This window comes from Pseudomonas sp. PSPC3-2, from assembly GCF_049897085.1.
GTDB lineage: Bacteria > Pseudomonadota > Gammaproteobacteria > Pseudomonadales > Pseudomonadaceae > Aquipseudomonas > Aquipseudomonas paraveronii.
The window spans coordinates 298,466-322,572 of the sequence record NZ_JAFCVO010000003.1; the positions used below are offsets into that span (position 1 = coordinate 298,466).

General features: G+C 61.2%; 21 protein-coding genes and 1 riboswitch. Of the genes, 9 read left to right on the forward strand and 12 right to left on the reverse strand.

Translation table 11 applies throughout. The annotated features are described in order from the left end of the window. Positions 1-67: 67 nt before the first annotated feature. On the reverse strand, positions 68-1,474 hold the full coding sequence (locus tag ACP7CJ_RS08135; protein ID WP_426099984.1) for an adenosylmethionine--8-amino-7-oxononanoate transaminase: 1,407 nt from the start codon (positions 1,472-1,474) through the stop codon (positions 68-70). Between the two features lie 270 nt (positions 1,475-1,744). Between ACP7CJ_RS08135 and ACP7CJ_RS08140 the strand changes: the two genes are divergently transcribed. Then, positions 1,745-2,296, forward strand: a complete 552-nt coding sequence (locus tag ACP7CJ_RS08140) for a cytochrome b (RefSeq protein WP_247407209.1) — start codon at positions 1,745-1,747, stop codon at positions 2,294-2,296. A gap of 32 nt (positions 2,297-2,328) precedes the next feature. After that, on the forward strand, positions 2,329-2,925 hold the full coding sequence (locus ACP7CJ_RS08145) for a YceI family protein (protein ID WP_017844972.1): 597 nt from the start codon (positions 2,329-2,331) through the stop codon (positions 2,923-2,925). 68 nt (positions 2,926-2,993) lie between these two features. Here the strand turns inward: ACP7CJ_RS08145 and ACP7CJ_RS08150 are convergent, their stop codons facing one another. The 5 genes from ACP7CJ_RS08150 to ahcY all read right to left on the reverse strand — a co-directional run bounded on the left by ACP7CJ_RS08150 (position 2,994) and on the right by ahcY (position 9,571). Continuing rightward, entirely contained in the window at positions 2,994-4,895 is a 1,902-nt protein-coding gene (locus ACP7CJ_RS08150) for a DEAD/DEAH box helicase (RefSeq protein WP_426099985.1), read from the reverse strand. 222 nt (positions 4,896-5,117) lie between these two features. Beyond that, positions 5,118-5,921 (reverse strand): substrate-binding periplasmic protein, encoded by an 804-nt coding sequence (locus ACP7CJ_RS08155; RefSeq protein ID WP_426099986.1) that lies wholly within the window; start codon positions 5,919-5,921, stop codon positions 5,118-5,120. A gap of 63 nt (positions 5,922-5,984) precedes the next feature. After that, the gene (locus ACP7CJ_RS08160; RefSeq protein ID WP_276195268.1) at positions 5,985-7,067 is read right to left on the reverse strand and encodes a hypothetical protein; all 1,083 of its coding nucleotides are present in this window, start codon (positions 7,065-7,067) and stop codon (positions 5,985-5,987) included. Positions 7,068-7,145: 78 nt separating this feature from the next. Continuing rightward, the gene (gene metF, locus ACP7CJ_RS08165; protein WP_253399864.1) at positions 7,146-7,991 is read right to left on the reverse strand and encodes a methylenetetrahydrofolate reductase [NAD(P)H]; all 846 of its coding nucleotides are present in this window, start codon (positions 7,989-7,991) and stop codon (positions 7,146-7,148) included. Positions 7,992-8,161: 170 nt separating this feature from the next. Beyond that, complete coding sequence (gene ahcY, locus ACP7CJ_RS08170) at positions 8,162-9,571, reverse strand: adenosylhomocysteinase (protein WP_276195267.1); 1,410 nt, start codon at positions 9,569-9,571, stop codon at positions 8,162-8,164. A 21-nt stretch (positions 9,572-9,592) separates the two neighbouring features. Beyond that, positions 9,593-9,699, reverse strand: a riboswitch (S-adenosyl-L-homocysteine riboswitch). 198 nt (positions 9,700-9,897) lie between these two features. Here ahcY and ACP7CJ_RS08175 point away from each other — a divergent pair. From ACP7CJ_RS08175 to ACP7CJ_RS08190, 4 genes are all read left to right on the forward strand, one after another. Further along, positions 9,898-10,302, forward strand: coding sequence for an acyl-CoA thioesterase (locus ACP7CJ_RS08175; RefSeq protein ID WP_276195266.1), 405 nt, complete (start codon positions 9,898-9,900; stop codon positions 10,300-10,302). A gap of 98 nt (positions 10,303-10,400) precedes the next feature. Further along, positions 10,401-12,332 carry a patatin-like phospholipase family protein gene (locus ACP7CJ_RS08180; protein ID WP_426099987.1) on the forward strand — a complete coding sequence of 644 codons (1,932 nt, stop codon included), beginning with the start codon at positions 10,401-10,403 and terminating at the stop codon, positions 12,330-12,332. A 71-nt stretch (positions 12,333-12,403) separates the two neighbouring features. Beyond that, the gene (locus tag ACP7CJ_RS08185; protein ID WP_276195263.1) at positions 12,404-13,291 is read left to right on the forward strand and encodes a formate/nitrite transporter family protein; all 888 of its coding nucleotides are present in this window, start codon (positions 12,404-12,406) and stop codon (positions 13,289-13,291) included. Between the two features lie 158 nt (positions 13,292-13,449). Beyond that, positions 13,450-13,836: an MAPEG family protein gene (locus ACP7CJ_RS08190; protein WP_276195261.1), complete on the forward strand. Its 387-nt coding sequence runs from the start codon at positions 13,450-13,452 to the stop codon at positions 13,834-13,836. Positions 13,837-13,889: 53 nt separating this feature from the next. Here the strand turns inward: ACP7CJ_RS08190 and mltA are convergent, their stop codons facing one another. After that, entirely contained in the window at positions 13,890-15,074 is a 1,185-nt protein-coding gene (gene mltA, locus ACP7CJ_RS08195; RefSeq protein WP_426099988.1) for a murein transglycosylase A, read from the reverse strand. A gap of 129 nt (positions 15,075-15,203) precedes the next feature. Between mltA and ACP7CJ_RS08200 the strand changes: the two genes are divergently transcribed. After that, positions 15,204-15,653 carry a c-type cytochrome gene (locus ACP7CJ_RS08200; protein WP_426099989.1) on the forward strand — a complete coding sequence of 150 codons (450 nt, stop codon included), beginning with the start codon at positions 15,204-15,206 and terminating at the stop codon, positions 15,651-15,653. A 5-nt stretch (positions 15,654-15,658) separates the two neighbouring features. Here ACP7CJ_RS08200 and ACP7CJ_RS08205 read toward each other — a convergent pair whose 3' ends face one another. The 5 genes from ACP7CJ_RS08205 to ACP7CJ_RS08225 all read right to left on the reverse strand — a co-directional run bounded on the left by ACP7CJ_RS08205 (position 15,659) and on the right by ACP7CJ_RS08225 (position 20,630). Then, entirely contained in the window at positions 15,659-16,054 is a 396-nt protein-coding gene (locus tag ACP7CJ_RS08205; RefSeq protein ID WP_276195255.1) for a DUF1090 domain-containing protein, read from the reverse strand. A gap of 39 nt (positions 16,055-16,093) precedes the next feature. Next, positions 16,094-17,755 carry an NAD-dependent DNA ligase LigB gene (gene ligB / locus ACP7CJ_RS08210; protein WP_426099990.1) on the reverse strand — a complete coding sequence of 554 codons (1,662 nt, stop codon included), beginning with the start codon at positions 17,753-17,755 and terminating at the stop codon, positions 16,094-16,096. A 99-nt stretch (positions 17,756-17,854) separates the two neighbouring features. Next, on the reverse strand, positions 17,855-18,205 hold the full coding sequence (locus ACP7CJ_RS08215) for a DUF1090 family protein (protein ID WP_253399854.1): 351 nt from the start codon (positions 18,203-18,205) through the stop codon (positions 17,855-17,857). A 219-nt stretch (positions 18,206-18,424) separates the two neighbouring features. After that, positions 18,425-19,615: a methionine adenosyltransferase gene (gene metK / locus ACP7CJ_RS08220; RefSeq protein WP_276195252.1), complete on the reverse strand. Its 1,191-nt coding sequence runs from the start codon at positions 19,613-19,615 to the stop codon at positions 18,425-18,427. Positions 19,616-19,634: 19 nt separating this feature from the next. Further along, entirely contained in the window at positions 19,635-20,630 is a 996-nt protein-coding gene (locus ACP7CJ_RS08225; RefSeq protein WP_276195251.1) for an ArsR/SmtB family transcription factor, read from the reverse strand. A 259-nt stretch (positions 20,631-20,889) separates the two neighbouring features. Here ACP7CJ_RS08225 and tkt point away from each other — a divergent pair, with 259 nt between their 5' ends. Together tkt and epd are read left to right on the forward strand one after the other, a co-directional pair. Further along, positions 20,890-22,887, forward strand: coding sequence for a transketolase (tkt, locus tag ACP7CJ_RS08230; protein ID WP_276195250.1), 1,998 nt, complete (start codon positions 20,890-20,892; stop codon positions 22,885-22,887). 142 nt (positions 22,888-23,029) lie between these two features. Next, positions 23,030-24,085, forward strand: a complete 1,056-nt coding sequence (epd, locus tag ACP7CJ_RS08235) for an erythrose-4-phosphate dehydrogenase (protein ID WP_276195249.1) — start codon at positions 23,030-23,032, stop codon at positions 24,083-24,085. Positions 24,086-24,107 lie beyond the last annotated feature (22 nt).

Consider the following 24,107-nt stretch of genomic DNA (forward strand, 5'->3'; position numbering starts at 1 on the left):
ACCTGTGGGCGCCGGGCTTGCCCGCGATGACGGTAGACCTGGCACCCGATCAGTCGAGTGAGCCCAATCAGCCCGGATCGCGAAAGCCTGGGTGAAAGTCCTTCGGCACGGCGACGCTGACGGTGCTGTTGGTGGCGATATCGATCCCTTCACTCGCCACTTCGGCCAGGAAGTCGATCTGCTCCGGTGTAATCACATACGGCGGCAGGAAATACACCACGCTGCCCAACGGCCGCAGCAGCGCACCGCGCTCCAGGGCGTGCTCGAACACCTTCAGGCCGCGGCGTTCCTGCCACGGGTAGGCGGTTTTGGTGGCTTTGTCCTGGACCATCTCGATGGCCAGCACCATGCCGGTCTGGCGCACTTCCGACACGTGGGGGTGGTCCACCAGGTGTGCGGTGGCCGTGGCCATGCGCTGGGCCAGGGCCTTGTTGTTTTCGATGACGTTGTCTTCTTCGAAAATATCCAGGGTCGCCAGGGCCGCCGCGCACGCCAGCGGGTTGCCGGTGTAGCTGTGGGAATGCAGGAAGGCGCGCAGGGTGTGGTAGTCGTCGTAGAAGGCGCTGTAGACGTCTTCGGTGGTGACCACCGCCGCCAGCGGCAGGTAGCCGCCGGTGAGGGCTTTGGACAGGCACAGGAAGTCCGGGCGGATGCCGGCCTGTTCACAGGCGAACATGCTGCCGGTGCGGCCGAAGCCCACGGCGATTTCGTCGTGGATCAGGTGTACGCCGTAGCGGTCGCAGGCTTCGCGCAGCAGCTTGAGGTACACCGGGTGATACATGCGCATGCCGCCGGCGCCCTGGATCAGCGGTTCGACGATTACGGCGGCGACCGTGTCGTGGTTGTCGGCCAGGGTCTGTTCCATGGCCAGGAACATGTTGCGCGAGTGTTCTTCCCAGCTCATGCCCTCGGGGCGCAGGTAGCAATCCGGGCTCGGTACTTTGATGGTGTCGAGCAGCAGCGCTTTGTAGGTCTCGGTGAATAGCGGCACGTCGCCCACCGACATCGCGGCGATGGTTTCGCCGTGGTAGCTGTTGGTCAGGGTGACGAAGCGCTTTTTGTTCGGCAGGCCACGGTTGAGCCAATAGTGAAAGCTCATCTTCAACGCGACTTCGATGCACGACGAGCCGTTATCGGCGTAGAAGCACCGGGTCAGGCCTTCAGGCGTCATCGCCACCAGGCGCTCGGACAGTTCGATCACCGGCTGGTGGCTGAAGCCGGCGAGGATCACGTGCTCCAGTTGGTCGACCTGGTCTTTGATGCGCTGGTTGATGCGCGGGTTGGCGTGGCCGAACACGTTGACCCACCAGGAGCTGACGGCGTCGAGGTAGCGCTTGCCTTCGAAGTCTTCCAGCCATACGCCTTCACCCCGCTTGATCGGGATCAGCGGCAGTTGCTGGTGGTCTTTCATCTGGGTGCAGGGATGCCACAGCACCGCGAGGTCGCGTTGCATCCACTGGTTGTTCAAGCCCATCGTCTATCTCCTCGAAGCGGTCCTGCATCTTCGCAGGTGAAACAATCGCGCAAGCCTATGCAATGGAGGCCCGTGTCACAAGCCATTGTGGGGAATTCGCGGTAAACATAGGACGGACTGTCACGTTTCTTGGGAATAGTCTTAATCCCTCGTTAACGTATCGTGCCTAGGCTTATGATCATATTTCTCGATATTTCAAAGCAAAAATTTGCGCTTTAATTCGATAGGTAAATCGTTAGTCTTGAGCACAGTTCTTACGGGATTAAGTACATGCAGCTACGTAACTCACCAGCCCGCTACGGCTGGGTCAGCATGGTGTTGCATTGGGGCGTGGCCCTGGTGGTGTTTGGTCTGTTCGCCCTGGGCTTGTGGATGGTCGGTCTCGACTACTACAGCACGTGGCGCAAAGACGCGCCGGACCTGCACAAAAGCATCGGCATCACGCTGTTCGCGGTGATGCTGGTGCGTATTGTCTGGCGCCTGATCAGCCCGCCGCCGCCGGCGCTGGCCAGCTACAGCCGCCTGACGCGAATCGGTGCTGCCTTTGGCCATGCGTTCCTTTATGTCGGTTTGTTTGCCGTGATGATTGCCGGTTACCTGATTTCCACCGCAGACGGTGTGGGTATCCCGGTGTTTGGCCTGTTTGAGATTCCTGCTGTGGTTTCCGGCTTGCCGGACCAGGCAGACACCGCTGGCGTGGTGCATCTGTACCTCGCCTGGGTGCTGGTGGTTTTCGCCGGCTTGCATGGCGTAGCCGCGTTGAAGCACCACTTTATCGATCGTGATGCGACCCTCACGCGAATGCTGGGGCGCAAAGCCTGATGTTCAACCTCGACTCACAAGGAATAGAAAGCATGTTGAAAAAGACTCTCGCCGCTCTGGCAATCGGTTCTGCTCTGCTGTCGGCAGGTCAGGTGATGGCCGCTGACTATGTTGTCGACAAAGAAGGCCAGCACGCCTTCGTCGATTTCAAGATCAGCCACTTGGGCTACAGCTTCATCACCGGTACGTTCAAGGACCTGGACGGCAAGTTCAGCTTCGATGCCGCCAAGCCTGAAGACAGCAAGATTGAGTTCAACGTCCGTACCGCCAGCGTGTTCACCAACCACGCCGAACGTGACAAGCACATCTCCAGCAAAGACTTCCTGGACGTTGGCAAGTTTGCCGATGCCAAGTTCGTCTCCACCAGTGTTAAAACCACCGGTAAAAATGCTGCGGGCCAAGTCACTGCCGACGTGACCGGCGACCTGACCCTGCACGGCGTGACCAAGCCGATCGTTGTCAAGGCCACCTTCCTGGGTGAAGGCAAAGATCCATGGGGCGGCTACCGTGCCGGTTTTGAAGGCACCACCAGCTTCAATCGCCAGGACTTCGGCAAGCAGATGGACCTGGGCCCAGCGTCCAACAATGTTGAGCTGTACGTGACGTTTGAAGGTGTGAAAGCGAAGTAATTTTCGCCCGCCACACAAAAATGCCCCGGATCTCACGATCCGGGGCATTTTTTATGACGCTTTGAAAATCAGCGGTTGCGGGTCAGCAGCGCTGGTTTTTCACCACGAGGACGGCCTGGCAACTGATCCAGTTGCTCGGGTGTCGGGAAGCGATCGGCTTTCGACTCCTTGTGGATGATCTTTGGTGCCGGGCCGCCGCGCGGGTTTTGCACCGCTGGCTCGGACAACTGTGGCTGGTCGTCACGGGCTGGGCGGCGGTTGTTGCTACGCGAGTCTTCGCGACGCGCCTGGCCATCACGCGGTGCGCCGTTACGCGGGCCGCTGCGCTTGGCCGGTGGGGTGCCGGTGGTGCCGCCGCTGCTGTTGCGCGGGCCGTTCTGGCGCGCGCCCTGTGGCTGACCGCCACGGGGTGCGGCCGTGCCGGTGCCAGCGCCCGGAGCCGGAGCGCCTGGACGACGGCCACGGCCCTGGGCCGGTTTGGCCTGAGGCACGTAGTCGACGCGGTTACCGAAGTTATCCACATCGTCGTCGAGGAACTCGTCCGGCGCGCGGTCGGCGCTGGCGCGTGGCGTCTGGCTTGGCTGGCTCGGCTGACGCTGTTCGCGGGCCGGGGTGCCTTCACGGGGTTTCTGCTCGCGGGCCGGGCGTTCGCCACGGCCGTTGGTTGGCGCTTTTTCCTTGCCGCCCTTGTCCTTGCCCTTGTCGCGACGACCACCGCCGCCACCGCCGCCGTTCGGGCCATCGCCCTTCGGACCGCGTGGGTTGCGCGGGTTACGCACGTCCGGACGCTCGCGCACTTCAGGCTTCTCGGCCTCAACGGCGCTGGAATCGAAGCCCATCAGGTTGCCGTCGGCAATTTTCTGCTTGGTCATGCGTTCGATGCTTTTCAGCAGTTTTTCTTCGTCCGGCGCTACCAGGGAAATGGCTTCGCCCGAACGACCGGCGCGGCCGGTACGGCCGATACGGTGTACATAGTCTTCGTCGACGTTGGGCAGCTCGAAGTTGACCACGTGCGGCAGTTGGTCGATATCCAGGCCGCGTGCGGCGATATCGGTGGCCACCAGGATGCGTACTTCACCGGCCTTGAAGTCGGCCAGCGCTTTGGTGCGCGCGTTCTGGCTCTTGTTGCCGTGGATGGCGACGGCGGAGAGGCCGTGCTTGTCCAGGTACTCGGCCAGGCGGTTGGCGCCGTGCTTGGTGCGGGTGAACACCAGCACCTGTTCCCACGCGCCATGGGTGATCAGGTGGGCGAGCAACGAACGCTTGTGGCTGGCAGCCAGGCGGAACACGCGTTGCTCGATACGCTCGACCGTGGTGTTCGGCGGCGTGACTTCGATGCGTTCCGGGTTGTGCAGCAACTTGCCGGCCAGGGCGGTGATGTCGTTGGAGAACGTTGCCGAGAACAGCAGGTTCTGACGTTTGGCAGGCAGGCGGGCGAGGACCTTTTTCACGTCATGGACAAAGCCCATGTCGAGCATGCGGTCGGCTTCGTCCAGCACGAGGATTTCCACGTGGGACAAATCGACGCTGCCTTGGCCGCACAGGTCGAGCAGACGACCCGGGCAGGCGACGAGGACGTCAACGCCACGGGACATGGCCTGAACCTGTGGGTTCATGCCGACGCCGCCGAAGATGCAGGCGCTGACGAACTTCAGGTCGCGGGCATACAGCTTGAAGCTGTCATGCACTTGGGCGGCGAGTTCGCGGGTAGGGGTCAGGACCAGTACGCGCGGTTGGCGCGGGCCATGACGCTGGGACTTGTCCGGGTGACCGTTGGGGAACAACCGCTCCAGAATCGGGAGGGCGAAACCGCCGGTTTTACCAGTACCTGTCTGAGCCGCAACCATCAGGTCGCGACCTTGCAACACGGCGGGAATGGCCCGCTGTTGCACCGGAGTAGGCTCGGTATAGCCCGCTGCCTCGATGGCGCGGACTAAAGCCTCGGAGAGACCGAGGGAAGCAAAGGACATGAGTAATCCTGTTTTAGTTAGGGCTTGGCCCAAAGGGATAATCTTGCCGGGCGTGAATGGCGCTTAGGGGAGCGCAATCCCGTCCGGTCCTGCTGCGTCTGGCGGGCACTCCACCGGCTCGCGCGGGCTTGAAAGCTGCGCAGTAGCGGGGTTGGGTGCCTTTTTCAAGACCTCAGCGGCCGGGCGTAAGCCTGGCGGGAAGGCCGGAGTATAACAGAGCAATCACGGCGCGCTGCTTTCCTGCTGCTCAACGGTGTGTTCAGGCAGTGTAATCGGCTCGGCTGCGGTTTGAATACCACCATATTTGGCGCTCAAGGCGGTGTAGGCCGGCTCTTGCTTGAAGCGCTTGAGTTCAGCGGCAAAGCGCTGCACCAGCAGGTCCATCCCGGCGCCACGGCGCACCGCGAGGAACTGCTGCTGGCGGCTGATCACGACGGGCGCCTGGCTGACCTTGCCTTCCAGGCCCAATGCGTTGATCACATGCTGAGCGACCCTGCGGTCAGTCACCAGCAGATCGATGCGGCCAAGCATCAATTTGCCGAAGTTCGCTTCATGAGTCGGCGCCGGCTCGCGATGGAACAGGCTCGATTCGCTGAATTGCGCGCCATACAGGTAGCCCGGCGAGGTGCCGACGGTCAGGTTGCGCAGCTCGTCGAGGGTCTGGGCCGGGTGGGGCCGCTCATTGGCGTAGAACAGCACGAACTCCACCTCCGACAGCGGTTCGCTGGGGTACAACAGCAGGGCATCGCGCTCATGGCTGTGGAAAATATCCAGCGCGCCGTCGGCGTGGCCTTGTTCGAGCATGCTCAGGCAGCGTTTCCATGGCAGGAATTGCCATTGCACATCGACGCCCAGGCGCTGGAACACGATCACCGTGGTTTCATAGTCCAGCCCGCGCATGGTGCCGTTGTCGTCGTACACATAGGGCGCCCACGGCTCGGTGACAATGCGCAACTTCTCGCCGTAAGCGGCCAGGCTCAGGCAAGTGAAAAATGTCGCGGTCAACAGCTTGAGAATCACGGGCATGGCCTGAGGTTACGACGCTCCTGCGTTAAAGAGAAGCTCTGGCACACGCATCTGCGGGGATCGCTAGTGGGCTGGCGAGGTCATCAAGTGTTCGTAGATTGCGGTGCGCCGTTCGCCGAGAATCAGCCTGACCGCCGGGTTGGCGAACCAGTGTTCCAATTGGTGGGCGTCGAACGGACGCTTTTGGCGCTGTTCCTGATTCTGTCGCGCCTTGTCCCACCACGCCGGGCCGCACGCCCGGTCGAACTCGTTTTCGTGCTCGTAGCAACCGTAGAGAATTTCGCGGATGAACTGTTGCTGGTGCTTGGGCAAGAGCAGGGTGATCAGCTTGTACATCAGGCGCTGCAGGCGCGGTGGTCGCGGCAAGTGGGAGGAGACCTGCCGCGTGTCGGCCAGGGCCTGCGCGCTGGTGGGGGCGGCCGCGTGCTTGGCGACCCACGCTTTGACCTTGGCGCGGAACAGCTGCTTGCGGCTCCAGTAGTGGTGGATCAGGTCCGGGCACCCGCGCACGTTGAGGGTGCGGTAGGCGGCGATCGACAGGCAGAACTCTTCCAGGGTGTAGGCGCCCTGGGCGTGAGGGAACAGTTCGTCCATCAACTCGATGGAGTGATCGAGGATGTGCGCGTCCTGTTGCGTCAGGCCGATGACCCCGGAGTTGAGATTCATCATGTCATCGTCGGCCAAGCCCATGTCCAGCAGGCGTTGGTGCAACGCGGAGTAGAGAATGTTTTCGTGGTTGTCGCCGTACTTGGAGTAGAAATCGTTGCACAGCAGGGTGCCGGGCTGCACGCGCTCGAACAGGGTCGTGGGCGAATGGTGGAAGAACGTGTCGGTGTCGATCAGCAGCGCCACTGGCGATTCTTTCAGCACCTGGCGCAGCACCACATGTTTGGTGCGGAAGTGATAACCGTGGGGCTCGCTCCAGCGTTTGCGGGTGGCTTCGTCCAGCGGGCGCACACGCACCGGCAGCAGGCGATAGGGTTCGGGGTTGTCGCTGAAGACCTGGATGTCTATGGCGGCGTCCGGAGTCTCCTGCAGAAAAGCCAGCGCACTGGCGATGCTGAAGACGGCCTCCTGGTGATAGGTCTCGGCGCCGAAAACCAGATAGACCAGTTGCGGGCGGGAAGTCGGGGGCGCGGTATTCATGGACTGCTGGGTTCCGTGGGCATGTAAAACGACAAAGGCCCTCGTAGGGGCGAGGGCCTTGGCACCGCCGGGCAGGCGTTAGCGTGGCAGCTTCAGGTTGTTCCAGATGGCAAGGCTAGGTTCAGCCTGGTTCAGGGTATAGAAGTGCAACCCTGGCGCGCCACCTTGCAACAATTGTTCACACATCTCACTGATAACCTGTTCGCCGAACGCCTGGATGCTTTTGACGTCGTCGCCATAGGCTTCCAGTTGTTTACGCACCCAGCGTGGGATCTCAGCACCGCAGGCGTCGGAGAAGCGCGCCAGCTTGCTGTAGTTGGTGATCGGCATGATGCCCGGCACGATCGGGATGTTCACACCCAAGGCCCGTACACGCTCTACGAAGTAGAAGTAGCTGTCGGCGTTGAAGAAGTATTGGGTGATTGCACTGTCGGCGCCGGCGTTGGCCTTGCGCACAAAGTTCTGCAAATCGTCTTCGAAGTTGCGCGCCTGTGGGTGCATCTCCGGGTAAGCGGCCACTTCGATGTGGAAGTGATCGCCGCTTTCTTCGCGGATGAAGCTCACCAGGTCGTTGGCGTAGCGCAGCTCACCGCTGGCGATGCCCATGCCGGATGGCAAGTCACCGCGCAGGGCGACGATGCGCTTGATCCCGGCGGCCTTGTATTGGGTCAGCAGGGCGCGCAGGTCGGCCTTGCTGTCGCCCACGCACGACAAGTGCGGCGCGGCGGGAATTTTGACTTCGCTTTCCAGCTGCAACACGGTGTTGATCGTGCGGTCACGGGTCGAACCGCCGGCGCCGTAAGTGCAGGAGAAGAAGTCGGGGTGGTAGCTGGCCAACTGCTTGGCAGTCGCCATCAGTTTTTCATGCCCAGCATCGGTCTTGGTCGGGAAGAACTCGAAGCTGTAGCGACGGTCTTGGGACATGGTAATACCCTTGGAAACTCAGAATACCGGAAGGCGTGCACCGATTAATGTGGGAGCGGGCTTGCTCGCGATGGGGGCGGCTCGCTGTTGCAGGTGTGCCGAGTCGGTGCCATCACGAGCAAGCCCGCTTCCACAAAATGCCCCCTCCCGAAGAGAGGGCAACAGGCATATCAGTAGCGGTAAGCGTGCGGCTTGAACGGACCTTCAACGGTCACGCCGATGTAGTCGGCCTGGGTCTTGGTCAGTTGAGTCACCACGCCGCCGAAGCCGCGGACCATTTCCAGGGCCACTTCTTCGTCGAGTTTCTTCGGCAGCACTTCCACGGTCAGGCGCTCGGCTTTCTGGGCCGGCGACAGGTCGGCGTATTTCTGGCCGAACAGGAAGATCTGCGCCAGTACCTGGTTGGCGAACGAGCCATCCATGATGCGGCTTGGGTGGCCAGTGGCGTTACCCAGGTTTACCAGGCGGCCTTCGGCCAGCAGGATCAGGTAGTCGTCGTTCTGCGGGTCGAAATCGCCCGAGCCGGTACGGTGAACCTTGTGGACCTGTGGCTTCACTTCTTCCCATGCCCAGTTCTTGCGCATGAAAGCGGTGTCGATTTCGTTGTCGAAGTGACCGATGTTGCACACCACGGCGCGCTTTTTCAGGGCCTTGAGCATGTTGGCATCGCAGACATTCACGTTACCGGTGGTGGTCACGATCAGGTCGATCTTGCCCAGTAGGGCCTTGTCGATGCTTGCTTCGCTGCCGTCGTTGATACCGTCGATGAACGGCGAAACCACTTCGAAACCGTCCATGCAGGCTTGCATGGCGCAGATCGGGTCAACTTCGGAGACCTTGACGATCATGCCTTCCTGACGCAGGGACTGGGACGAACCCTTGCCCACGTCACCGTAGCCGATCACCAGGGCTTGCTTGCCCGACAGCAGGTGGTCGGTGCCGCGCTTGATGGCATCGTTCAGGCTGTGACGGCAGCCGTACTTGTTGTCGTTCTTGCTCTTGGTCACCGAGTCGTTGACGTTGATGGCCGGGATTTTCAGCTCACCCTTGGCCAGCATGTCCAGCAGGCGGTGTACGCCGGTGGTGGTTTCTTCGGTCACGCCGTGGACGCGGTCGAGGATCTGCGGGTACTTCTTGTGCAGTAACTCGGTCAGGTCGCCGCCGTCGTCGAGGATCATGTTGGCATCCCATGGCGCGCCATCTTTCAGGATGGTTTGCTCCAGGCACCACTCGTACTCTGCTTCGGTCTCGCCTTTCCAGGCGAATACCGCGATACCGGCAGCAGCGATGGCGGCGGCAGCCTGGTCTTGCGTCGAGAAGATGTTGCAGGACGACCAACGCACTTCGGCACCCAGGGCAACCAGGGTTTCGATCAGCACGGCAGTCTGGATGGTCATGTGGATGCAGCCAAGAATCTTCGCGCCCTTGAGCGGTTGCTCAGCGGCGTACTTGCTGCGCAGGCCCATCAGGGCTGGCATTTCGGATTCGGCGATAAAGGTTTCGCGACGGCCCCAGGCAGCGAGGGACATGTCGGCGACTTTGTAGTCGTTGAAATCTGCAGGCGTAATTACAGCGCTCATGAAGAGCCTCCATTCGTAGTGTGCGAATGGGCGCCGTTGTGCGTTTAGTATCAGGCCAGGGTAACCAGGCCGGACAACGCCCCATCCGAGCCTGACAGGTTGAACCTGCTGCAGCGCCCCTCGGACAGGTGGCGGGAGAACGGTATCAACTGAAGATGACCGTTTTGAAGCGGGGGCGATTATAGCTGTGTACGCGGCACTTCCCAAGCCTTTCTGTCGGCGGGATGAAGATCGCGCATGGGGTTGATAGGCAATAGCGCATAGAGCTTGAGCCCGGGCTCTGCCATGATGTTGCCCATCATTCGGCAAGACGTTTTGGAGTGACCATGAACTTCCACACCCGCAAATGGGTAAAACCTGAAGACCTCAACCCCAACGGCACCCTGTTCGGTGGCAGCCTGCTGCGCTGGATCGACGAGGAAGCGGCCATTTACGCGATTGTTCAATTGGGCAACCAGCGGGTGGTGACCAAGTACATCTCCGAAATCAACTTCGTCAGCGCCTCGCGCCAGGGCGACATCATCGAGCTGGGCATCACCGCCACCGATTTCGGCCGCACCTCCATCACCCTGACCTGTGAAGTGCGCAACAAGATCACCCGCAAAAGCATCCTCACTGTGGAAAAAATGGTCTTCGTCAACCTCGGCGAAGACGGTTTGCCCGCGCCGCACGGCCGGACCGAGATCAAGTACGTGAAGGACCAGTTCAAGGAAGACAGCCACCCTGCGTAACCGCTCACCGGTTTGATTGCTTTACCAAATCATTCCAGGTGGATCTTTCCCGGGCGTTCTCATCACTCAGGACTACATCCTGTATTGAGAGCCTGTGTATGAAAGTGTCCTCCAATCCGGCTGCCCAAATTCGGCCGCCTTCGCTTCAGTCGCCACAATCCTCCTTCAGCCAAGGCGTGAAACCGACCTTGGTTGAAGGGGTTGGGCCGCGCAAGCTGAGCCTCTCCCGCGACATTAACGGCCAGGTGGACATTGTGGTGTCGCCGCCACCGCCCAGCCATCTGGTGCTCAGTGGCGGGGGAGCCAAAGGCATTGCCTATCCGGGGATGGTGCAGGCGCTTGAGGACAGCGGGAAGCTGCAAGGTATCCAGGTTATTTCCGGCTCATCGGCCGGCGCGATTTCTGCAACGTTGCTCGCCAGTGGCATGAACGCCGAGGTCTTCGGCAAGCTATCGAACAGTATCGACCTGCCGAGCCTGTTGAATAGTAACGACCCGTTAACGGCCTGGCTGCAAGAGGCCAGTACTCGTATTGGCAAACTCATCGGGCGCTTGCCAGGCCCTGCCGGCAATATCGCCCAATTGCTGCTGACCTTGATGCCGCGCCTGCAAACCGAGGCGTATCCCCTGGAGGAATTGCTGCGCAACGAGTCACGCCAGTCGATCCTCGCCCATATCGCCGCCACGCCAAGGGCCACCCGGCCAGACGCAGTCATGAAAATTGCTGACCGGCTCAGCGCTGGCGGCGCGCCGACTTTTCGCGATCTTGAGGTGTTGAACCGACATATCCCAGCGATCAAGCCACTCAATATCACCGGTACGGGTATGTTCGACGGCCGCCCGCAATTGGTGGCGTTTAACGCCAGCTTGACCCCAGACATGGACATCGCCCGCGCCGCGCACATTTCGGCGTCATTGCCGGTGCTTTTCAAGCGCCCGACCGAGCAGGGCCATGCCTTTCAGGAAACTGCCGAAGCCACGGCGTTTCAGGACGGTGGCCTGCTGCTCAACACGCCGGCTCCCGGGGTGATCGAGCGCTCGTTTGCAGAAAGTCCGCTAAGCCAGTACGAGTCTCTGATCGTCAAATTTGAAGCCGAAGACGCTGCAACGCCGAAAAAAAGCGTCGGGTTTTTCAGTGGCCTCGTCGATAAGGTGACGGGAACGTCCCATACGTCCGCCGAGGCCTATCAAGATGAACGGCTCAAGGCGTTTGCCGAGCAGACAGTGGTCCTGCGGCTGAAGACGAATAAGGGGGATTTTCGCGGCACACTCAACGGCACCGTGAACTTCACCATGAGCGCCGAGCACAAGCAGCATCTGCAGGCACACGCGCGCAAAACCGTGGCGGCGCACTTGGAGCAACGCGACACGGTTCGCGAGCATCACACTTTTGCTTCATTGGATGACGCTGTGCTGGCGATGGACGATGAGATGTTGGCCAGTGTGCAGGAAACCTTGCAGAAAGAGCCGGCTGCGGCTGCGGTATTGAGGTTCAGAAAGAGCGCGCAACAAGCATTGCAGGCCCTGGACAATGCCATTGCCAAGGTGAACCAGAACTACGACAGCTTGATCTTCACCCCTGAACTGTCTGCCGCGCTGCGCAACCTGGATGCGCTCGCCAGCCGGCCAGAACATGTCGAGTGGCTGGGGCGGCGCCTGAATGCAGCGGGGCAGCGCAATTTTCAGCAGTTGTTGCAGGTGGCGGCCAAGCAGGCTTCGGGCGCCTCGTCGATGTCCAAGGTCATGGCCAGTGCGGTCGCCGAAATGAAAAGGCGCGACCTCTCGGTAAAGGCCGAAAATTTCACCCGCGAGGTCATCTACCCATCGCTGTACCGCCCCGGCCAGACAGGCGCCAACGTCGACTTGTTGCAACGCGCCGCAGGTAATTTGGCCAAGGCGACCACCCCCGCTGAGTTCAACCGAGTGCTCGACGACATCATTCAGCACTACGGTGCGCGCAACAAACCCTGGTCAAAATCGTTCCGCTCGACCACGGTGGAGATGGCCAAAGCCTGGCGCATACCGGTTTAGTTGCCACGCCACTGAACAGCCATTGCTCCAGCCTGTCGTAGCTACAGACACCTCTTGGACTCTGGAACATCATGGCCACGAACGACGACGGCAAAACCCCCAACCTGTCGCAGGAAGAACAGCACGACGTTGACAAGAACCAGCCGCCCCGCGCGGCTGTACTGCATGAAATCATCCGCACTCAGGGCGATCAGGAGCTCGAGCGCTCGGTGGCGGCATTGTGGTGGTCGGCGCTGGCGGCGGGCCTGACTATGGGCCTCTCACTGATGGGAATGGGCCTACTCAACTCGCGCCTGCCGGACGGTGAAGGGTTCAAAGTCATCGCCAGCTTCGGCTATTGCGCGGGCTTTTTGGCGGTGATCCTCGCACGCCAGCAGTTGTTCACTGAAAACACCCTGACCGCAGTGCTGCCGGTGATGAGCAAACCGACCCTGGCCAATGCCGGGCGTCTTCTGCGCCTGTGGACGGTGGTGCTGGTGGGTAACTTGTGCGGCACCTTGCTGGTGGCCTATGTGATGCTGCACTTGCCGATCTTCGATACCAAGACCGACTTGGCCTTCCTTGAGATCGGACGCAAAGTCATGGAAAACGCCCCCGGCCAGATGTTCGCCAAGGGCATCGTTTCCGGCTGGATGATCGCCACCATGGTGTGGATGATCCCGTCGATGGAAAGCGCCAAGATCTGGATCATCATCCTGATCACCTACCTGATGGCGCTGGGGGATTTCACCCACATCGTGGTCGGTTCGGCGGAAGTGTCTTACCTGGTATTTGCCGGCGAATTGCCGTGGAAGGATTTCTGGCTAATATTCGCCGGGCCGACCCTGGCCGGCAATATCATTGGCGGGAGCTGTATCTTTGCGCTGATCAGCCACGCGCAGATCCGCAGCGAAAGCAGCCTGCCGGGCAAGGCTGCAGCGGACCCGAGGCATCCGCAGCGGATCAATAAGGATCAGTGAGCGGAGGCGCTACCGGCGCCGACCGGGGCGTGTGTTGATGAGCTACGCTTGGGTGCTTTGGGTCATGCCGTTGGGCCCATCGCCTGTGGATGGGGGCTGACCAGCATGTTCGTGATAAAACGCTAGCCGTCTTGATAAAACCAAAAAAGGAATGAGTAATGACTGTCGCTTTCTGGTGTGTATTGATCGCAATCTTTCTGCCTTACCTGTGTATAGGCGTGGCCAAATTCAGCGGCGGCAAGTTCGGGCCACGGCAGAACCATGACCCGCGTGCCTTCCTCGATACCTTGGAAGGCTTCGCCAAACGTGCCCACAGCGCGCAGCTCAACAGCTTTGAAGTGACCCCGGCGTTTGCTGCCGCTGTGATCATCGCGCACCTGGCTGGCAACGCCGAACTGGTTACGATCAATGTCCTCGCGGTGTTGTTTATCACCAGTCGCCTGCTGTACATCATCTGCTACCTGGCGGACTGGGCCATCCTGCGCTCGCTGGTGTGGGCGGTTGGCATGGCGCTGATTGTGAGTTTCTTCTTCGTCTCGATCTAACGCCTGCCGCCGTGTGGGAGCCGGCTTGCTCCCACATTGTCGATCAGCGTCGGTCAGGTGCCGGCTGGGGCATCCGGCACCTGGGGTAATACGGCCCCCTTGGGCCACAACATCCAGATCTGCCCCTGCTGCTTCATATTCCCTGCCAGTTCGCCTGCTGCTTCCCCTGTGCCCCAGAACAAGTCCGCGCGCACTTCGCCGGTGATTGCGCCGCCGGTATCCTGCGCGGCGACAGGGCGCACGATCGGTGTGCCATCCGGGCGTGTGGTCGACAGCCACAACAGGCTGCCCAGCGGAATCACCTTGCGATCCACCGCTACGCTGTAGCCGGCGGTCAGCGGCACGTTGAGCGAGCCGCGTGGGCCTTCGTTGCTGTCGGGGCGGGCGCTGAAGAACACGTAGCTGGGGTTGCTCGCCAGCAGTTGCGGAATGCGCTGCGGGTGCGCCTTGGCCCAGGCGGCGATGGCGCCCATGGTCACGTCTTCTTTCTTCAGCTCGCCTTGTTCCACCAGCCAGCGGCCGATAGGGCGGTAGGGGTAGCCGTTCTGGTCGCCGTAGCCGATACGCAGTTGGCGCCCGCCAGCCAGTTGAATTCGGCCCGAACCCTGGATCTGCAGGAATTGCAGGTCCATCGGGTCGGTCAGCCAGGCGATCGGCTTGGCGGTGGAGCCTTGGCCGTTGATCGTGCTGGCGTCGTCATACGGCTTGAGCACACGACCTTCCAGGCGGCCGCGCAGGCGCTTGCCCTTGAGTTCCGGGTAGATGCTTTCGAGGTTGACGATGATCAGGTCGTCCGGCACGCCGTACACGGGCACATGGGCGGTAGGGGTTTCGGTCAGGCTGCCGGGGTAGACCGGCTCGTAGTAGCCGGTGATCAGGCCGTTCGGGGTGTTGTCGGCCGAGCGCAGGCCGAATACGTCCAGGCGCTCCTTGAGAAAACCGCGAACCGCCACCGCATCCCCTGGCACTGCAGTTGCCGCCGCGCAGGTCGCGCCCCACACCGGGTCAGCCTTGAGGCGTTGGCAGGCGCTGCGCCAGGATTCAAACCCGGCTAGCAGTTCGCTATCGGACACCGCCGGCAGCGCTTCCCACGGTGCGCTCACATAGGTGGCGACCGCATGGGGTTTGATAGTTTCATCTTTGTGCGCATCCTTGCCCACATCGCAGCCGGCCAACATCACGATCATCGGTAGAGCCCACGCCAGGCGGCGGCTCCAGGGTTTCAAAGCGATATTCATACAAGCAATTCCTGAAGCGATTGCCCGCGCGCCGACGCGTTTGGGCAACCCTTATCGTTAATAGGGCTATTGGTCTTTGCAGGCGGGGCGAGGATACTGGCCGCCGTTTCCCGTGACCTCGAAGCCACCATGACTTTTAAAAAACTGACTGTTGTACTGCTGGTCTGCCTGGCGCTGTCCGCCTGTGGCGGCGTTGATCCGAATTCGCCCCTGGGTCAGCGCAAGGCGATCTTCAAGCAAATGCTCAAGACCGGCGAAGACCTGGGTGGCATGTTGCGTGGACGCATCCCGTTCGACGGCCCGAAGTTCGCGGAAGGCGCGGTCAAGCTCGATGCGTTGTCCCATGAGCCGTGGAAGCATTTCCCGAGCGTGCGAGAGGAAGACCACACCAGCGCGAAGGACGACGTTTGGCAAAAACAGGCGCAATTCCAGCAACTGGCCCGCGACCTCGAAGCGGCCACCGGTGAATTGGTGATCGCAAGCAAGGTGCAGCCCTACAAGGCCAGTAACCTTTCGCCTGCGGTGCAGAAAGTCGAAGATGCCTGCAGCGCCTGCCATAAGCAGTTCCGGGACCACTGACCGGTTTACTGGTCGAGTTCTTCCACCGCATCCTGCAGTGCTTTGCGCGACTCGGCCAGTTTGTCCTTACGTTTGTTGATCTTGTCCGCGTCGCCTTTTTTCATCGCCTTGTCGAGGTCGGCCTGACGGCGGCTGACGTCATGCTTGGCGTCGAGTACCTTGTTTTCGCGCTCCTTTTTCAAGGTGGCGTCGGTGCAGTTGGCCGTGACTTCACTCAGGGCTTTTTCCAGGCCGGCCTGTTGTGCGCTGTTGCCATGGGCCTTGGCCTGTTCGATCTGGGTGATGATGGCCTGGCGCTTGGCGGCGCAGCCGGTCAGTGGGGTTGCTTCTTCGGCTGCCAGCAGCGGCGTCGCCATGAAGCATGCGACGGTCAGCAGGGCAAAAGGGGCTAAAAATTTCATAGGGCGCTCCAAAGTCGCAATCTAGTGGCCGGGTCAGGTTCAAAACCCGTCAATCCCAGCCACGCGTAGTGTCTCAGCCAACGCCTGGATCTGCGGGTCGCGAAAAAAAGCGCTCAGTTGCGCCGCGCGTCCCGGGCCGATGCCATCCAGGGCCAGCCAGGCTTGGGTGTCCTTGGCAACCAGCGCCTGCCAGTCGCCTTCCAGGTTATTGCGTGCCGCGGGCGGCACGCCCAGGGCTTTGAGCCATTGAGCAAAAGGCCGTTGCCGTGCGCTACGAATACTGTCGAGCACCCGCGCACGGCTGCGATCACCGAAGCCTTCAATGTTAGCAAGCTCTGCCGCATCCAGGGTTAACCAATCGAGGAAGCCTGCGATTAGACCGGCCTGGATCAATACGTTCCACGTCTCACGGCCCATATGCGGCAGGCCCAGGCCCTGGTTGCCGCTCAGCCAGGTCAGGCGGGCCAGCAACTGTTCTTCACAGCCGGGGTCCAGTTGCCAGCAACTCAGGGCGTGAAAGTCCCTGGCGCTGGGGACTTGGATATCCACTCTTGTTTCGTTGCGCAGGATCACTGCGTCCAATCGCGGAATGACCTGGCCGGCGAGGCTGATGGAAACCTGATCGCCGGGGCGTATATCCAATGTTTTCCAGCGTTGCAGGGAACCGGTGCTGACGCGGCTGATTTGCCTGTCGTCCAGTCGCACCGGTTCGAGCTCCAGGACAGGCGTGATGCGCCCGGTGCGGCCGATGTTGAACTGCACCTTGCGTACCAGCGCCAGGGCCTTTGCTGCTGGATATTTCCAGGCGACCGCCCAGTAAGGCGCGCTGACCTGCCAGCGCTTGGCGGGTGCACGGGTGGCTTGGTGCAGCACGACGCCATCGCTGGCAAAAGGCAGTGGATGGTTGTACCAGTAGGTGCGCCAACGGGCGGCGTCGGCGATGTCCTGAATGGGCCGGCTGTAGCGTTGGCTGTCGGTGAAGCCCCAGCCAGCCAGGGTGGCCAGGCGTTCGGTAAAGTCTGCCGGGCCATCGGGCCAGGCCCAGACAAACAGACCGATCCCGGCCGCCTCGGTGTCGTTCAATTGTCGACGGTTCATCAGGCCGGCCACCTTGCTGCGCGCATTAAGCCCGCCGAGGGTCGATTGCACGTGGTCGTCGAGACGCCAGTAGAGCTCACCTTGCAGCACAAGGGCGATGGGCTCTGGCAGTTGCTGGACGATGCCGGGGATTTTTTTCGCGGAGGCAGACCAATCCTGGCCGAGCAGGCCGTCGCCTCGGCTGATTACTTGGCGCAAGCGCCCCTGGCGGTAGACCAGGGTCACGGCGACACCATCGACCTTGGGCTGAATCCAGACGTCTTGGCGAGCCCGGAGCCATTCGCCGACGGCGTGTTCGTCGAGCAATTTTTCCAGGCCCGTATGGGCCACCGGGTGCGGCGAGGTGCCCCGTGAGCTGGCCAATGGCTTGTCAGCTACCGCAGCCGGTTGGGGAAAGCACCGGTGCCAGTGAGCCAGGCGTTGGCGGGCCTGGTCGTAGAGTTCATCGCTGATGGGCGAATGGCCAAGCCGGTGGTAGTTGTCATCCCAGAGACTGATTTGCCGGGCCAGCGGGCCGATCTGCGCGCGCGCATCATCGGGGCACTCTTCAGCCCTGGCCAACCCGGTTAGAACACTGAGTAAAAGAACAATCAGCAGGCGCATCGGGAGCATCCTTGCTCGGTAAGGGGCGCTCAGCCTAAGGGATCTTCGCGCCCACAAAAAAGCCCCGACAGGTCGGGGCTTTTTACCGGGTGTTTCTGCTTACTTGAACAGACCACCCAAGGCTTTCACGGCATCGTTGTTTTCAGTCTTGGCCTGCTGCTTTTGCTGCTTGGCATCGACGTTGGCCTGGGACTCGGCGAGTTTGTTACAGCCTTTGTTGACCTGCTCCAGCGCGGCTTCGAAGGCCTTCACTTTCAAGGTGTCGTTTTTGGCATTGGCCGCATCGATCTTGGTTTGCAGGTCTTTGGCTTGCTGTTGGCAGTCGCCGGAGTTGCCGCCACCGAGTTGGGAGCTCAGTGCGCCACTCAGTGCGCTCAGGTCGGCGGCATTTACCGGCAGGGCGAACAGGCTGAGCAGCAGGGCGGTCGGGGCGAGCGTGGAAATGCGCATGAAAACCTCAATGTTCGATTGCCTGCGCGTTGATGAGTCCCGGGCTGGCGCAGTGCAATATCCATAATTAGGTGGAAGGCCCGGGAGGGCGCGGATTCTAGTGGGCCATTATTTGGCCTGCAAGGTTTGGATCCAAAAAATGTGAAGCACGACGCGAATCGCGCACCAATAAAAAGCCCCGCCGGGCGAACCCGGCAGGGCTTTGAGTACCGCAAGCGATTACAGGCCGGCAGCGATACGCAGGTCGTCGGCGCGGTCGGTTTTTTCCCAGGTGAACGTGGTGAAGGTGTCGTCGCCGACCGTCTTCTGCGCCGGGGTACGGCCGAAGTGGCCGTAGGCCGCGGTTTCCTGGTACATCGGGTGCAGCAGGTCGAGCATGGTGGTGATTGCGTAAGGGCGCAGGTCGAAGATCTCACGCACCAGCTTGACGATCTTGTCATCGCTGATCTTGCCGGTGCCGAAGGTGTTCAGCGAGATCGACGTAGGCTGGGCCACACCGATAGCGTAGGACACCTGAATCTCGCAACGCTCGGCCAGGCCGGCGGCGACGATGTTCTTGGCCACGTAGCGACCGGCGTAGGCTGCCGAACGGTCAACCTTGGATGGATCTTTACCGGAGAACGCGCCACCGCCGTGACGGGCCATGCCGCCGTAGCTGTCGACAATGATCTTGCGCCCGGTCAGGCCGCAGTCGCCCACCGGGCCACCAATGATGAACTGGCCGGTCGGGTTGATGTGGAACTGGGTGTCCTTGCTCAGCAGTTCAGCCGGCAGTACGTGCTTGACGATCAGCTCCATCACGCCTTCGCGCAGGTCGGCGTAGGAAACGTCCGGGTTGTGCTGGGTTGACAGCACGACAGCATCGATGCCGACCACTTTGCCGCCTTCATAACGGCAGGTTACTTGGGACTTGGCGTCCGGCCGCAGCCACGGCAGCAGGCCGGATTTACGGGCTTCGGCCTGGCGCTGCACCAACTGGTGCGAGAAGGTGATCGGTGCCGGCATCAGCACGTCGGTTTCGTTGCTGGCATAGCCGAACATCAGGCCCTGGTCGCCGGCGCCCTGGTCTTCTGGCTTGGCGCGGTCGACACCTTGGTTGATGTCTGGGGACTGCTTGCCGATGATGTTCATCACGCCGCAGGTGGCGCCGTCAAAGCCGACGTTGGAGCTGTTGTAGCCGATGTTGGTGATCACCTCACGGACGATATGCTCCAGGTCGACCCAGGCCGAGGTGGTGACTTCGCCGGCGATGATCGCCACGCCCGTTTTCACCAGAGTCTCGCACGCCACACGGGCGAACTTGTCTTCAGCAATGATGGCGTCCAGCACCGCATCAGAAATCTGGTCGGCGATTTTGTCCGGATGCCCTTCAGACACGGACTCGGAGGTGAAAAGGGAGTATTCGCTCATCTCGATGTTTTCCTGATATTTACCGATGGTGAGTGTCGCCAGCCGGTCGCTGAAAATGGCGGACCTGGATCTGGAAACCATTGCGTAAACCTACATAGAGGCTTTCCCCGGGAACGAGTCCCGCAGCGGTGGCCCAACGGGCCAGATCGTCCTGTTCAAAACCCAACCAGAGATCACCGCAGGCCTCCCTGGCCCAATTCTGGTTGTGGCTGCATAAATCTGTAACCAGCAGGCTACCGCCGGGTTGCAGCAAATTCGCCATCTGCTTGAGGGCGTCGGCGGGGGCCGCGAAATGGTGCAGGACCATGTTCAGCACCACGCAATCGGCCCGCAGGCTGGTGTCATTCAGGGCGTCCGCCAACTGCAGGCTGACGTTGCCCAGGGCCTCGCGCTCGCACAACTGGCGCGCCAGTTCGAGCATCGCCGGGCTGTTGTCCAGCGCCGTGACCTGGTGAAAACGGCGCGCCAGCTCCGGCAAAAAGCCGCCATCCCCTGGCCCGACTTCCAGGGCGGTCGCTTCATGACTGAAGCTCAGCTTGTCCAGCAGCGCCAGTACACTTTCGCGATATTGGGGCAAGCCGGCGATCAGGTCCTGCTGGGCGCGAAACTTTTCGGCAACCCGTGAGAAAAAGTCCTGGCTGGCCGCTGCGCGCTGCCCATGCACTTGGCCGATGCGCGACTGCACGTCGCTGGGCAGACTTAAGTTGTCCACTTCTTCCAGCAGCGCACTGTGCAGCTTGCCGCCGAGCAGCTCGGTGTGGGGCAGGGCGCGGCGGTAAAAAATCGCATTGCCTTCGCGACGGGTGGCCACCAGGTCGGCCTGGGCCAGGACCTTCAAGTGATGGCTCATGCCCGACTGACCAATGGCGAAGATCTGCGCCAGTTCCAGCACGCCGAAGGAATCGTTGGCCAGCACCCGCAGTACGTTCAGGCGCAACGGGTCGCCAGCGGCCTTGCATAAGGCAGCCAGTTCATCGCCATCGTCGGGACGCAGGGAGGGCACGGGTAGGTTCATAAGGCCAGCAGTCTAGTGATGGGTGGAAATCATCGCAAGGTCAATATCAAAAAGTTTTGATATTGGTCGATAAGTGGCGGTTATAAGCGAGCGCTATCCCTCTTAGACGAAGGGGCGGCCGAGTTCTGCAGGCGATTGCCGCGCAAACCACAGGAAAAACACCCTCAAGTGACTATCTGTCATTGCCCGCAGGCGGTGGCTGAGGGAAAATGCCGGTCCTTTTTTCCGTTTCTTTTATTCAACCCTCAGGAGAACAGCGATGCCCAGCCGTCGTGAGCGTGCCAACGCCATTCGTGCCCTCAGCATGGATGCCGTGCAAAAAGCCAACAGCGGCCATCCCGGTGCCCCGATGGGCATGGCGGATATCGCCGAGGTCCTTTGGCGTGACTACCTGAAACACAACCCGAGCAACCCAGCGTTCGCCGACCGTGACCGCTTCGTGCTGTCCAACGGCCACGGCTCGATGCTGATCTACTCGCTGCTGCACCTGACCGGCTACGATCTCACTATCGACGATCTGAAGAGCTTCCGTCAGCTGCACAGCCGCACCCCGGGCCACCCGGAATTCGGCTACACCCCAGGCGTCGAGACCACCACCGGTCCCCTGGGCCAAGGCCTGGCCAACGCCGTCGGTTTCGCGCTGGCTGAAAAAGTCCTGGGCGCGCAGTTCAACCGCCCCGGCCACGACATCGTCGACCACCACACCTACGTATTCCTGGGTGATGGCTGCATGATGGAAGGCATTTCCCACGAAGTTTCCTCCCTGGCCGGCACCCTGGGCCTGGGCAAGCTGATTGCCTTCTACGACGACAACGGCATCTCCATCGACGGCGAAGTCGAAGGCTGGTTCACCGATGACACCCCTAAGCGTTTCGAAGCCTACAACTGGCAAGTGATCCGCAACGTCGACGGCCACGACCCGGAAGAAATCAAGACCGCCATCGACACCGCCCGCAAGAGCGAGCAGCCGACCCTGATCTGCTGCAAGACCACCATCGGTTTCGGCTCGCCGAACAAGCAAGGTAAAGAAGACTGCCACGGCGCCCCACTGGGTGACGCGGAAATCGCCCTGACCCGTGAAGCGCTGAAGTGGAACTACGGCCCGTTCGAAATCCCGGCCGACATCTACGCCGAATGGGATGCCAAGGAAAAAGGCCTGGCCGCCGAAGCCGAGTGGGACCAGCGTTTCGCCGCCTACTCCGCCGAATTCCCTGCGCTTGCCAATGAGCTGGTGCGCCGTCTCGCCGGTGACCTGCCTGCCGACTTCTCGGAGAAAGCCTCGGCCTACATCGCCGAAGTCGCGGCCAAGGGCGAGACCATCGCCAGCCGTAAAGCCAGCCAGAACACCCTGAACGCCTTTGGCCCGCTGCTGCCTGAGTTCCTCGGCGGTTCGGCCGACCTGGCCGGTTCCAACCTGACCCTGTGGAAAGGTTGCAAAGGTGTTTCGGCCGAAGACGCCAGCGGCAACTACATGTACTACGGCGTGCGCGAGTTCGGCATGAGCGCCATCATGAACGGCGTGTCCCTGCACGGCGGCCTGGTGCCTTACGGCGCGACCTTCCTGATGTTCATGGAATACGCGCGCAACGCCGTGCGCATGGCCGCGCTGATGAAGAAACGCGTGATCCACGTGTACACCCACGACTCCATCGGCCTGGGCGAAGACGGTCCGACCCACCAGCCGGTCGAGCAACTGACCAGCCTGCGCACTACGCCGAACCTCGATTGCTGGCGCCCAGCCGACGCGGTCGAATCCGCCGTGGCCTGGAAGCACGCGATCGAGCGCAAGGACGGCCCTTCGGCGCTGATCTTCTCGCGTCAGAACCTGCAACATCAGGTGCGCACCGACGCGCAGATCGCCGACATCAGCCGTGGTGGCTACGTGCTCAAGGACTGCATCGGCGAGCCGGAGCTGATCCTGATCTCCACCGGTTCCGAAGTCGGCCTGACCGTTCAGGCCTACGACAAGCTGACTGCCCAAGGCCATAACGTGCGCGTGGTGTCCATGCCATGCACCAGCGTGTTTGAAGCTCAGGACGCTGACTACAAGCAATCGGTATTGCCGTTGCAGGTCAGTGCGCGTATCGCCATCGAAGCGGCTCACGCCGACTACTGGTACAAGTACGTGGGCCTGGAAGGCCGCGTGATCGGCATGACCACCTACGGTGAGTCGGCGCCGGCGCCAGCCTTGTTCGAAGAGTTCGGTTTCACCCTGGAAAACATCCTGGGTCAGGCTGAAGAGCTGCTGGAAGACTAAGGCTGTAAATTGCGGTGGCTGTACTGACGCCTTCGCGAGCAAGCCCGCTCCCACATTTGGAATGCATTTCAAATGTGGGAGCGGGCTTGCTCGCGAAGGCGGTGGCACATTCACCCTGTTACCCAAGGTAATCGAGAACCCCATGCCCCAACCGCGTCCCTACAAAGTTGCACTCAACGGCTACGGCCGCATTGGTCGTTGCGTCTTGCGTGCTCTGTTCGAGCGAGGGCCGGCGGCCGGGTTTGAGATTGTTGCGATCAACGATTTGGCCGACATGGCCAGCATCGAATACCTGACACGCTTTGACTCCACCCACGGCCGGTTCCCCGGCGAAGTACGGGTCGACGGCGATTGTCTGCATATCAAGGGCGACTGCGTGAAAGTGTTGCGCAGTGCCACCCCCGAGGGCATCGACTGGGCGGCGCTGGGCGTCGACCTGGTATTGGAATGCTCCGGTGCCTATAACACCCGTGCCGACGGCCAGCGTTTTCTCGACGCCGGCGCACCCCGCGTGCTGTTTTCCCAGCCGATGGCCAGCGAGGCGGATGTCGACGCCACCATCGTCTACGGCATCAACCAGGATTGCCTGACCGGCGATGAGCGGCTGGTGTCCAACGCCTCCTGCACCACCAACTGCAGCGTGCCGCTGTTGCGCCTGCTGGATCAGGCGATCGGCGTGGACTACGTGTCGATTACCACCATCCACTCGGCCATGAACGACCAGCCGGTGATCGACGCTTATCACCACGAAGACCTGCGTCGCACGCGTTCGGCGTTTCAGTCGGTGATTCCGGTGTCCACTGGCCTTGCGCGTGGCATCGAACGACTGTTGCCGGAACTTGCCGGGAGAATTCAGGCCAAAGCCGTGCGGGTGCCGACGGTGAACGTGTCCTGTCTGGACATCACCATGCAAACCGTCAGCGACACCGATGCCGTGGAGGTCAACCGGATTCTGCGCGACGCCGCCGCCAGCGGCCCGCTCAAAGGCTTGTTGGCCTACACTGAATTGCCTCACGCCAGTTGTGATTTCAACCATGACCCGCATTCGGCGATTGTCGATGCCAGCCAGACCCGCGTTTCCGGCCCGAGGCTGGTGAACATCCTGGCCTGGTTCGACAACGAATGGGGGTTTGCCAACCGAATGCTGGACGTTGCAGAGCACTATCTGCAAATAGCCGCCCCAAAATCCGTTCTCTAATTCAAAGACTCTCAGGAATTGC